Consider the following 11,917-nt stretch of genomic DNA (forward strand, 5'->3'; position numbering starts at 1 on the left):
CCCACCCGCCTGTGGATTGCTGGGGACAACTGAAGATGTGATCCAGCTTCGCAGACAGGACGTCAGGCTACCATAGAGTGTTGCAACAATATCATTGACTGCCATGGCCAAGGAAGCCAAACCCGAAGTGTAGTGGCAAGGCAAAGGGAGATCGTGCAAACCATGAACGACGCTGTGAGAAAGATCACCCCCGCGCAACCGGCGGAACCGCATTACCGCGAGGCGCCGAACAATATCGAGGCCGAACAGGCGCTGCTGGGCGCTATCCTCGTTAACAACGACGCCTATTACCGCGTGTCGGACTTCTTGAAGCCCGTGCATCTTTACGAACCGCTGCACCGCAAGATTTTCGAAGTGGCGGGCGACATCATCCGCATGGGCAAGACCGCAAATCCGGTGACCATCAAGACCTTCCTGCCCGCAGACGACAAGGTCGGCGACCTGACGGTGGCGCAATATCTGGCGCGTCTGGCGGCAGAAGCCGTTTCGATCATCAATGCGGAAGATTACGGCCGGGCGATTTACGATCTGGCGCTGCGCCGCGCGCTGATCCAGATCGGCGAGGATGTCGTCAACATCGCCTATGATGCGCCGCTGGACATGCCGCCGCAGGCGCAGATCGAAGACACCGAGCGCCGCCTGTTCGAACTGGCGGAAACCGGTCGCTACGATGGCGGCTTCCAGTCGTTCAACGATGCGGTGGCGCTGGCGATCGACATGGCGGGCGCCGCCTTCGAGCGTGACGGCAATCTTTCCGGCATTTCCACCGGCATCCATTCGCTCGACGCCCGCATGGGCGGCCTGCAGCGTTCCGACCTTATCGTACTTGCCGGTCGTCCGGGTATGGGCAAGACCTCGCTTGCCACCAACATCGCCTATAACATCGCCGCGACCTACGATCAGGAAGTTCAGCCTGATGGTTCGTTCAAGGCGAAAAACGGCGGCGTCGTCGGCTTCTACTCGCTCGAAATGTCGTCCGAACAGCTGGCAACCCGTATCATTTCCGAGCAGACGGAAGTGTCTTCCTCGAAGATCCGCCGCGGTGACATTACCGAGGCCGATTTCGAGAAGCTCGTCGCCTGCTCCCAGATGATGCAGAAGGTGCCGCTTTACATCGACCAGACCGGTGGTATCTCCATCGCCCAGCTTTCCGCCCGTGCCCGTCGACTGAAGCGCCAGCGTGGTCTTGACGTTCTGGTGGTCGACTATATTCAGCTGATGACCGGCGCCGGCAAGAGCGGTGAGAACCGCGTGCAGGAAATCACCCAGATCACCACGGGCCTTAAGGCGCTCGGCAAGGAACTCAATGTTCCCATCATCGCGCTTTCACAGCTCTCCCGTGCGGTGGAAAGCCGTGAAGACAAGCGCCCGCAGCTTTCCGACCTGCGTGAATCGGGCTCGATCGAGCAGGACGCCGACGTGGTGCTGTTCGTGTTCCGTGAGGAGTATTACGTCAAGAACATGGAGCCGCGCGATATTTCCGATCCGAAATATGCCGAGTGGGAGGCCCTGTTCGACAAGGTGAAAGGCACCGCCGACGTCATCATCGCCAAACAGCGTCATGGACCCACCGGCACGGTGAAACTCGCCTTCCAGTCCGAATTCACCCGCTTTGCGGATCTGGCCGACCCGAGCTTCAGCCAGTACGAAGAGCATTGATCTGAACCGAGGGCGAAACCGGTTCAGCGTTTCACCCTGCCTGCTCTAAATCGAAACTGGGGAATCTTTTCAGAACTTTGGCGGGATTGCCTCACAATCCGATTCCGCGCAAAAGCGCCACGGTGACGACGCCGAGCGTTGCGGCTGGGAGCAGGCTGAGGCGAAGTGCCGCGAATGCCGTCACCGCGCAGGCGATTGTTTCCGCCATTCCGCTTGAGAATGCCGTTGGCGTCACCACAGCCATCAAGACGGCAGGCGGAACCACGCCGAGCGCTTTTTTCAGACGCGGCGTCAGGGTGAAATGGTTGACCAGCAGCAGACCCCCAAGACGCGTAGCAACGGTGGCCGCCATCATGGCGAGGATCGCCAGCAGGGTGTTCGTATCAAGCGTCATGCAGGCTGCTCCACCTCGTCCTCGCGGCCGAAGGCTGCGACGGAAAGCCCCGCAAGCGCACCGGCGGCTATGTACCAGGCGCCTGGGACCAGCGCGTGCGTAACAAAGGCGGCGGCAGCGCTTGCCAGCAGCACCAGGCCGGTTTCCCTGCCCTTCCAGAACCCCATCAGCAGCACGATGAACACGGCCGGAAAAGCGAAGTCCAGACCGATGACCGTCATGTCCCCCATCACCGAGCCTAAAAGCGCGCCCGTGAGCGTGGCGATGTTCCACACGAGGTAGATTGAAAGCGCAGCGCCGGTGAAAAATGCGGCCGTCAGCCTGCCGGCAACTGCCCTGAATTCCGATAGCGCCCAGGATTCGTCCGTCAGCACCAGCATGGCAGCATATTTTCGCCAGCCGGTAAAATCATCGAGCTTGCCAGCGATGGAAGCGCTCATCAGCACATGGCGAAGATTGACCAGCAGCGCGGCAAAACCGAGCGCGCTCCAGCTTGCCGGATGCGTCCACAGATCCAGGGCGACGAATTGCGAGCCACCTGCAAAGACGAGAATCGACATCAGCGAGGCTTCCAGCGGCGACAATTCCTTGCCGACCGCGACTGCACCGAACACGGCGCCGATCGGCACCATGGCGACCAGCAGGGGTGCCGCAGCTCTCAGGCCTGCGCCAAGCTCTGCACGTTTTTCCAGTACGGACATTGCATTCTCCTTTTCAGAGACATGCGATTACGCCTGCAAGTTTTTCCAGTCTTGAATGAAAGTGACGTTGCGCTTCGGAATGGCCACCAAAATCACGCCGTCCGGAATTGTCCCGGCGTGACGCCGGTGCGCGCCTTGAAATGCCGCGTAAAATGCGCCTGATCGGCAAAACCGCACAGCGCAGCCACCTCGGCCGGCATCTCGCCGGAACGCAGAAGACGGCGCGCGCGCCTTATGCGCACATCCGTCAGATAGGCATGCGGGGTGATGTGGAACTCCTTGCGGAAGGCCCGGATGAGATGCGCGCGGCTGAGACCAGCGATGGACGCCAATTCCTCAAGGCCGATATCGGTCTCGTAATTATCGGAGAGATAGTCGCGGGCGGTATGGACCGCCGTCTTCTCGCGGGTTTCAACGGCCAGTATAATGGCGCTGCCATGCCTGCCGAACAGTGCCGCCAGAACCGAGAACATGCCCTCATCTGCCTCAAGAGCGCCGGACTTGGCCTCCAGCCTGCGATGCGCCATCTGAAAAGCAGCGGCCATCTGCGGATCACGCGGCAGAAACCTTGGAAAGGACGGCATTCCGTGGAAAGCCCTGCCCGTCACATCCTCGATAATATCACGCAGCAGCGCTGCGTCGGGATAGATCATCCGATAACGATAACCGCCGCCACCCGGCGCACCATCGTGGATCTCGTCCGGATTGATGAGATAGAGATGCCCCGGCCCGGTCTGTTCCCTGGTGCCCTGAATGGTGGAAATCTGCGAGCCGCTTTCGATCGCGCCGATCGAGAAGGTATCATGCGCGTGCGGCGAATATTCATGTGTCAGGAACGTCGCGCTCAGACATTCCATGCCGCCAAAACGTGGGTCGCGCCAGAAACGCGTCGTTTCCGTCGCTGCAACCGGCATGACGTCTATGGCCTGTTCCTGCGAAACATTGTGCATAGAACGACTTTAAACCAATCGGTCATTACCGTCTTGAACAAAAGTGCTAGGGTCCGAACCGGTTCCAAATCAACCGGACGCATGGCATGACAGACGACTTCGAAGACACATTTACCGAACACGAAACCGACGCTTTCGAACATGCGCCGCTGAGGCTGACCGTCGATCTCGGCGCGCTTGCCGACAATTGGCGCGACATGAAAAAGCGGTCCGGCAAGGCGCGGACGGCGGCTGTCGTGAAAGCAGATGCCTACGGGCTCGGTATCGAGGATTGCGGCGCGACGCTCTACCATGCCGGCGCACGCGACTTCTTCGTGGCAACGGTGTCCGAAGGTGCGACCTTGCGATCCTATGCACCGGAAGCGCGCATCTTCGTGCTGTCAGGCATCTGGCAGGGCCAGGAGCGTCAGGTCTTCGACAATGATCTCGTGCCGGTTCTGGCCTCGGAGGAACAGCTCTCCTTCTGGATGGCGACAGTTGCCGAACGCGGCGAACACCCCTGCGCGCTGCATGTGGATACCGGCTTCAACCGGCTTGGCCTGCCGCTGGACGACGCGCTGTTTCTGGCAGACGACGTGACCCGGCCTGCGAGTTTCGATCCGGTTCTGGTGCTCTCCCACCTCGCCTGCGCCGACACGCCGTCTTCGCCCATGAATAAGGTCCAGCTCGAATCATTCCGCAAGGTTAGCGCCGCTTTCGAAGGAATCGAATCAAGCCTTTCCGCCTCTGCCGGAATCTTTCTGGGGCCGGATTATCATTTCGATCTGACCCGCCCCGGCATTGCCCTTTACGGCGGCGAGGCAATCAACGATGTAGCAAACCCGATGCGGCCCGTCGCAAAGGCCGAAGCGCGGATCATCCAGATTCGCGAGGCCGGCGAAGGCCAGACCGTCAGCTATGGCGGCACTTATTTGCTGAAACGGGCAAGCCGCCTTGCCATCGCTTCCGTTGGTTATGCGGACGGATACCAGCGGTCGCTTTCCGGTTCCGGCATTCCATTGCGCGAAATGGGCCATGGCGGTGCTTACGGCATAGTCAACGGCCACAAGGCGCCGGTCGCCGGTCGTGTAACCATGGATCTCACCATTTTCGACATCACGGACATACCGGCAAACGCTGTCCGCACCGGCGATTATATCGAGCTTTTCGGCCCGAAAGTGCCGCTCGATGAGGTGGCGCGCGCCGCCGGCACCATCGGTTACGAAATGCTGACGGGGCTTGGTTTGCGCTACGAGCGGCAATATCTGATGGCTGACGACTGAACCACGTCTTTAGCTCTTGGAAAGCGGAAGCGACCTGTGCTAAAAGAGAACAAAAGGAGATCGAAATGCCCGAAATCCATTTGAGCGAGCAGGACGAAAGGTTCATCGAAGAGCAGGTGGCTGCGGGTGTCTATAGCGATGCGGACGCCGTTATTCATGCGAGCCTGCAATTACTGAGCAGCGATGAAAGAAAAAGAGTCGCGCTTAAATTGCTGATACAAGAGGGCATTGACGACGCTGAAGCAGGCCGGGTTCACCGCTATGCCTCACAAGACGACTTCCTGAGCGATATCAAACACGTTTCCGTGCAGCAAAAAACGGGGACCGGTCATTAAAATCCGGACCCCAATCTGGACCACGCGGGCAAGGCGCGATCTTGCCGAAGACCATGGGCCGGACTTCGCAGTATTGCCTATCGTGAGCGCGTCATCTTCTTTCGTGTTGACGAGGCCGATCTAACCGTTCTGCGCTTGCTGCACGGCCACCAGGACAATTCCGCCAAAGATTTCAAACAAGAAGAAAACTGACATAGATGGCCAAAGCCAAGACCCAATTCGTGTGCCAGAACTGCGGCACGGTTCATACCCGCTGGGCGGGAAAATGCGAAGGCTGCGGCGAGTGGAATACCATCGTCGAAGAAGACCCGATGGGCGGCATCGGCTCCGGCCCCGGCAAGACGCCGAAAAAAGGCCGGGCGGTCGCGCTCACGGCGCTTTCGGGCGAGATCGAGGAGGCGCCGCGCATTCCGACCGGCATCAGCGAACTGGACCGGGCAACCGGTGGCGGTTTCGTGCGCGGTTCGGCGGTGTTGATCGGCGGCGATCCCGGCATTGGCAAATCGACCCTGCTGATGCAGGCGGCTGCTGCCCTTTCACGGCGCGGACATCGCGTCATCTATGTTTCTGGCGAAGAAGCGGTAGCGCAGGTGCGTCTGCGCGCCCAGCGGCTGGGTGCGGCGGAAACCGACGTGCTGCTGGCGGCAGAAACCAATGTCGAGGATATTCTGGCGACGATTTCCGAGGGCAAACGCCCCGATCTCGTCATCATCGATTCCATCCAGACGCTATGGAGCGACACGGCCGATTCCGCTCCCGGCACGGTAACGCAGGTGCGCACCGGCGTGCAGGCAATGATCCGTTACGCCAAACAAACGGGCGCGACCATGGTTCTGGTGGGCCATGTGACCAAGGAAGGCCAGATCGCCGGTCCGCGCGTGGTGGAGCACATGGTCGACGCCGTGCTTTATTTCGAAGGTGACCGCGGCCACCATTACCGCATTCTGCGCACCGTCAAGAACCGCTTCGGGCCGACGGACGAGATCGGCGTGTTTGAAATGTCCGATCGCGGATTGCGCGAGGTCTCAAACCCGTCCGAACTGTTCCTTGGCGAGCGCAATGAGAAATCGCCCGGTGCCGCAGTCTTTGCCGGCATGGAGGGCACCCGTCCCATTCTGGTCGAGGTGCAGGCGCTGGTCGCGGCCACCTCGCTCGGCACGCCGCGCCGCGCCGTGGTCGGCTGGGACAGTTCGCGGCTCGCCATGATCCTTGCCGTGCTGGAAGCCCATTGCGGCGTGAAGCTCGGTCAGCACGACGTCTATCTGAACGTCGCCGGCGGATACCGCATTTCCGAACCGGCTGCGGATATGGCGATAGCCTCTGCGCTGGTTTCCTCGCTTGCCGGTCTTGCCCTGCCCGCCGATTGCGTCTATTTCGGCGAGATCAGCCTGTCGGGCGCGGTACGGCCCGTCTCGCATACGGGCCAGCGTTTGAAAGAAGCTGAAAAACTCGGTTTCTCCGCCGCACTTCTGCCGTCTGCTTCGGCTGAATTGCCGAAAGCGGGCAAGGGGCGCTGGACGGAAATAGAAAGCCTGCCGGACCTCGTGGCGCGCATCGCCGGTTCCGGCAACCGGTTCAAACAGGTTGAGGACGACTAAGATTGATCCTTTCGCCAAGGGAAACAGTGGTGTAAGAGGATCGCACAATTGGCAAGGCAGCGCCTGACAGGGCGTCGCACCTCCGGAGTTGGTATATGCCCATTACAATTTTCGACGGCATCGTCATCGCCGTTGTTCTTTTCTCCGCCATTCTCGCGATGGTGCGCGGTTTTTCCCGCGAGATTCTGTCCATCGCGAGCTGGGCCGGTTCGGTCGCCGCCGCCTATTATCTTTTCCCGATCCTGCTGCCCTATGCACGCAACTATACCGATGACGACAAGATCGCCATCGCCGGTTCGGCAGGCGTCGTCTTCCTCATCTCCCTTGTCGTCATTTCCTTCATCACCTCGCGCATTGCCGATTTCATCATCGACAGCCGCATCGGTGCGCTGGATCGCACGCTGGGTTTCCTGTTCGGCGCAGCGCGCGGCATTCTCTTGCTGGTCGTCGCGGTTGCCTTCTGGAACTGGCTGGTGGATGTGAAGACGCAGCCGCAATGGGTAACCCAGGCCAAGTCCAAGCCTTTCCTCGACGGGCTGGTGGGCAAGCTGGAAGCGGTTCTGCCTGACGATATCGAGCCGCAGATCCGCGCCCGTATCCTCGGAAAACCGCAGGAACCGGCAGCCGCGCAGACGCCTGCGGAAGATGTACCGGCGACAAATCCGCCGGCAACGAATAATTGACACAGTGTCGCGCCTTGCAATGCATGCAAGGCGCGCTATTTGTGCTAAATATCAAGCACGACACAGACTGGCCGACCGGGAGACAAGCTCACCGGAGAGGTCTTTCGTTTTTCTCGGTAGAGAGCAAGGGCAAGCCGGATGATTGAGCCGCTTTCGCATTCCACTTTCAATGAAGAGATCGACGGCGACACGCTGCACGAAGAGTGCGGCGTGTTCGGCATTCTCGGCCACGCCGATGCCTCCGCCCTGACTGCACTCGGCCTGCATGCGCTTCAGCATCGCGGCCAGGAGGCAGCAGGCATCGTCTCCTTCGATGGCAAGCGCTTCCATCAGGAACGCCATATGGGCCTCGTCGGCGATCATTATACCGATCCTGCAACCCTTGCCCGCCTGCCCGGCTCCATCGCGATTGGCCATACCCGCTACTCCACGACAGGCGAAGTGGCGATGCGCAACGTGCAGCCACTGTTTGCCGAGCTGGAAGAAGGCGGCATTTCGATTGCCCATAACGGCAATTTCACCAATGGCCTGACGCTTCGCCGACAGATCATCGCCACCGGCGCCATCTGTCAGTCGACATCGGATACCGAAGTCGTGCTGCACCTCATCGCCCGTTCGCGTCACAGCTCCACTGCCGACCGTTTCATCGACGCCATCCGCCAGATGGAAGGCGGCTATTCGATGCTGGCGATGACCCGCACCAAGCTGATCGCAGCCCGCGACCCGATCGGCATCCGCCCGCTCGTCATGGGTGAGCTGGACGGCAAGCCGATCTTCTGCTCGGAGACCTGCGCTCTCGATATCATCGGCGCGAAATTCGTGCGTGACGTCGAAAACGGCGAAGTCATCATCTGTGAAATTCAGCCTGATGGTTCGATCACCATCGATGCGCGCAAGCCTTCGAAGCCGCAGCCGGAGCGTCTCTGCCTGTTCGAATATGTCTATTTCGCCCGCCCCGATTCCGTCGTCGGCGGCCGCAACGTCTATACGACGCGCAAGAACATGGGCATGAACCTTGCCAAGGAAGCGCCGCTGGAAGCTGACGTTGTCGTTCCGGTTCCCGATGGCGGCACGCCGGCAGCTCTCGGTTTTGCGCAGGAAAGCGGTATTCCGTTCGAATACGGAATCATCCGCAACCACTATGTCGGCCGTACCTTCATCGAGCCGACGCAGCAGATCCGCGCTTTTGGCGTCAAGCTCAAGCACTCCGCCAACCGGGCGATGATTGAAGGCAAGCGCGTGGTGCTGGTGGATGATTCGATCGTGCGCGGCACGACTTCATTGAAGATCGTGCAGATGATCCGCGAAGCGGGCGCGAAAGAAGTGCATATCCGCGTTGCCAGCCCGATGATTTTCCATCCGGATTTCTACGGCATCGACACGCCTGATGCCGACAAGCTGCTCGCCAACCAATATGCCGATGTGGACGCCATGGCGAAATTCATTGGCGCCGATTCGCTTGCCTTCCTGTCGATCGACGGTCTTTACCGCGCCGTCGGTGGCGAGAACCGCAACAATGCGCGTCCGCAATTCACGGACCATTATTTCACCGGCGACTACCCTACCCGCCTTCTCGACCAGAACGGCGAGGCGATGGGCAGCAAGATTTCCGTGCTGGCCAGCAACGGCTGATAATCTTGAAATAACGAGCGGCCACCGGCTTCCGGTGGCCGCTTTTTTGTGGCGGGCGATTGAAACCGTGCCCGCTGCGGCGTTTTGATCGCTTGCGGTTGGCGTCAGGGGCTTCATAAAACAAGCGGAATGAATTTCGGAGGGGGCAAAATGACCATCAATCTCAAGGGCAGGATCGCGCTCGTCACCGGCGCGTCGCGCGGTATCGGCTATTTCACGGCGCTGGAACTTGCCAAGGCCGGTGCGCATGTCATTGCCTGCGCCCGCACGGTCGGCGGCCTCGAGGATCTGGACGACGCCATCAAGGCCGTCGGCGGCACCGCGACGCTGGTTCCCTTCGATCTCGCCGATATGAACGCCATCGATGCGCTGGGCGCCAATATCTTCGAGCGCTGGGGCAAGCTCGATATTCTGGTCGCGAATGCCGGTGTTCTCGGCGTCATCTCGCCGGTCGGCCATATCGAGGCGAAAGTCTTCGAAAAGGTCATGACCATCAATGTCACCGCTACATGGCGGCTGATCCGCTCGGTCGAACCGTTGCTCCTGCGATCGGATGCCGGGCGCGCGTTGATCCTGTCTTCCGGTGCTGCCCATAGCTGTCGTCCCTTCTGGGGCGTCTATTCCACCTCCAAGGCCGCCGTTGAGGCACTTGCCCGGACCTGGGCTGCGGAAACAGACAAAACCGCGCTGCGCATCAACAGCATCAATCCCGGCGCGACGCGCACCGCGATGCGTGCGCAGGCCATGCCCGGCGAAGACCCCGCAGACGTGCCACACCCTTCTGAAGTTGCCGCCGCCATTGTTCAACTCGCCTCGCCTGAGCTTACCGAAACCGGCAAGCTCTTCGTGGTGCGTGAAGGCAAATTCCTGGATTACCGCCAGCCGGAATAGGCTTTTGGTCAAGGCGATCTCTTAAGGTGCTTCTGGCGCCTGCGAGAAACGCTTGACCGCGAAACACCGGCACGCCATAAGGCAAGGCATGAAAACAACGATCTGCACCTGCTGCTGAATAATTTTTGCTGGTTCACCACCGGCCAGATCGTTTTCGTCTCCCCGCAAGGTCCAACAGACAAACGGTCCGGCCAGGACAATTGACTGCCTTTAGGGAACGCCCGCATGTCCTTGCGCCTGAAACTCCACAACACCCTGACACGCGAAAAGACGGAATTTGTGCCGATCGACGCCGACAATGTGCGCATGTATGTCTGCGGACCAACGGTTTACGATTTCGCCCATATCGGCAATGCGCGCCCGGTCATCGTTTTCGATGTTCTTTACCGGCTGTTGCGCCACGTCTATGGCGAAAGCCATGTGACCTACGCCCGCAACATCACCGATCTCGACGACAAGATCAACGCAAGGGCGCTGCGCGACTATCCGCATCTGCCGCTGAATGACGCCATCCACGCGGTGACGAAAAAGACCGCCGACCAGTTCCATGAGGATGTGGCAGAACTCGGCTGCCTGCAGCCGACCGTTGAACCGCGCGCCACCGACTACATCGCCGAGATGATCGACATCATCGAGAAGCTGATCGCGCGCGGCCATGCCTATGCGGCGGGCGGCGAAGTGCTGTTCGACACCCGCTCGATGGCCGATTACGGCCAGTTGTCCAAACGCCCGCTGGACGAACAGCAGGCCGGCGCGCGCGTGGCGGTGGAAGCACACAAGAAGACCCCCGGCGATTTCGTGCTGTGGAAACTTTCCTCTGATAATGAGCCCGGCTGGGAAAGCCCTTGGGGCCGCGGCCGTCCGGGCTGGCACATCGAATGCTCGGCCATGGCCGGTCGCTACCTCGGCGAAGTGTTCGACATTCACGGCGGCGGGCTCGATCTCATTTTCCCGCATCACGAGAACGAAATCGCGCAATCCCGCTGCGCCCACGGCACGCAGGTGATGGCCAATGTGTGGATGCATAACGGCTTCGTGCAGGTGGAAGGCCGCAAGATGTCGAAGTCCGAGGGCAACTTCGTGACCATCTATGAATTGCTGCACACCGAAAAATTTGGCGGTCGCCAATGGCCGGGCGAGGTTCTTCGCCTTGCCATGCTGATGACGCATTACCGCGAGCCAATCGATTTTTCGGTGAAGCGTCTCGAAGAGGCCGAACGTCTTCTCGCCAAGTGGCCGGCGGCCGAAGCCTCCGACGCGGCACCGGACGAAACCGTGCTTGATGCGCTTGCCGACGACCTGAACACGGTTGCCGCCGTGCAGGCGCTTCACGCGCTGGCACATGCCGCCAACACCGATCCTGCCCGCCTGCCCGCCTTTGCGGCCAGCGCCGCGCTGCTCGGCGTATTGCCGAAGAAAGCGGAAGTGGACGAGGCCATCGTTTCAGCCGTCGATGCCCTGGTGCAGCTACGCCTTGAAATGCTGAAGGCGAAGAACTTTGCAGAGGCGGATCGTTTGCGCGACGAGCTTTCTGAGAAGGGCATTCAGTTGAAGGATGGCAAGGATAAGGAAACCGGGGAACGGACGACGACCTGGGAGTTGAAGCGGTAATTTGCTGCTGCGGCTTGGGACTTCCCCCCCTCTGCCCTGCCGGGAGATCAGCCGGAAGCACACTTCCGCTCCGTATTCAGCGTTCAAGAGGGGCGAGCGATAACCGCGATTGATCTCCCCACCTGTGGGGGAGATGCCCGGCAGGGCAGAGGGGGGCCGACGGTCACCACAATCCGCTTGCGGTTTTGAGTTACCTCAACC

Annotated in this window: 11 protein-coding genes; 8 read left to right on the top strand and 3 right to left on the bottom strand. The window is 60.3% G+C overall.

Annotated elements, in window-relative coordinates:
- Positions 1–162 precede the first annotated feature (162 nt).
- Positions 163–1,659: a replicative DNA helicase gene (locus AC5SEO_RS14600; RefSeq protein ID WP_003512358.1), complete on the top strand. Its 1,497-nt coding sequence runs from the start codon at positions 163–165 to the stop codon at positions 1,657–1,659.
- A 91-nt stretch (positions 1,660–1,750) separates the two neighbouring features.
- On the opposite strand, the gene AC5SEO_RS14605 is transcribed toward AC5SEO_RS14600, so the two are convergent.
- From AC5SEO_RS14605 to AC5SEO_RS14615, 3 genes are all read right to left on the bottom strand, one after another.
- Positions 1,751–2,053, bottom strand: a complete 303-nt coding sequence (locus tag AC5SEO_RS14605; RefSeq protein ID WP_019565389.1) for an AzlD family protein — start codon at positions 2,051–2,053, stop codon at positions 1,751–1,753.
- A complete protein-coding gene (locus AC5SEO_RS14610) occupies positions 2,050–2,754 on the bottom strand; it encodes an AzlC family ABC transporter permease (protein ID WP_174068166.1) in 705 nt (234 codons plus the stop codon). Before AC5SEO_RS14610 ends, AC5SEO_RS14605 begins: the two co-directional genes overlap by 4 nt.
- A 92-nt stretch (positions 2,755–2,846) precedes the next feature.
- On the bottom strand, positions 2,847–3,704 hold the full coding sequence (locus tag AC5SEO_RS14615; protein WP_035251674.1) for an AraC family transcriptional regulator: 858 nt from the start codon (positions 3,702–3,704) through the stop codon (positions 2,847–2,849).
- Between the two features lie 86 nt (positions 3,705–3,790).
- On the opposite strand from AC5SEO_RS14615, the gene alr reads away from it, so the two are divergent.
- From alr to cysS, 7 genes are all read left to right on the top strand, one after another.
- Entirely contained in the window at positions 3,791–4,966 is a 1,176-nt protein-coding gene (gene alr / locus AC5SEO_RS14620; protein ID WP_025592950.1) for an alanine racemase, read from the top strand.
- A gap of 65 nt (positions 4,967–5,031) precedes the next feature.
- Positions 5,032–5,301 (top strand): type II toxin-antitoxin system ParD family antitoxin, encoded by a 270-nt coding sequence (locus tag AC5SEO_RS14625; protein ID WP_174068165.1) that lies wholly within the window; start codon positions 5,032–5,034, stop codon positions 5,299–5,301.
- A 197-nt stretch (positions 5,302–5,498) separates the two neighbouring features.
- A complete protein-coding gene (gene radA / locus AC5SEO_RS14630) occupies positions 5,499–6,899 on the top strand; it encodes a DNA repair protein RadA (RefSeq protein ID WP_003512347.1) in 1,401 nt (466 codons plus the stop codon).
- Between the two features lie 95 nt (positions 6,900–6,994).
- Positions 6,995–7,582: a CvpA family protein gene (locus AC5SEO_RS14635; RefSeq protein WP_003512345.1), complete on the top strand. Its 588-nt coding sequence runs from the start codon at positions 6,995–6,997 to the stop codon at positions 7,580–7,582.
- A gap of 138 nt (positions 7,583–7,720) precedes the next feature.
- On the top strand, positions 7,721–9,214 hold the full coding sequence (gene purF, locus AC5SEO_RS14640; RefSeq protein ID WP_003512343.1) for an amidophosphoribosyltransferase: 1,494 nt from the start codon (positions 7,721–7,723) through the stop codon (positions 9,212–9,214).
- A gap of 150 nt (positions 9,215–9,364) precedes the next feature.
- Positions 9,365–10,105, top strand: coding sequence for an SDR family NAD(P)-dependent oxidoreductase (locus AC5SEO_RS14645; protein ID WP_003512341.1), 741 nt, complete (start codon positions 9,365–9,367; stop codon positions 10,103–10,105).
- A 225-nt stretch (positions 10,106–10,330) separates the two neighbouring features.
- On the top strand, positions 10,331–11,716 hold the full coding sequence (gene cysS / locus AC5SEO_RS14650; RefSeq protein ID WP_174068164.1) for a cysteine--tRNA ligase: 1,386 nt from the start codon (positions 10,331–10,333) through the stop codon (positions 11,714–11,716).
- Positions 11,717–11,917: the final 201 nt, after the last annotated feature.

The organism is Agrobacterium sp. K11, assembly GCF_059429395.1.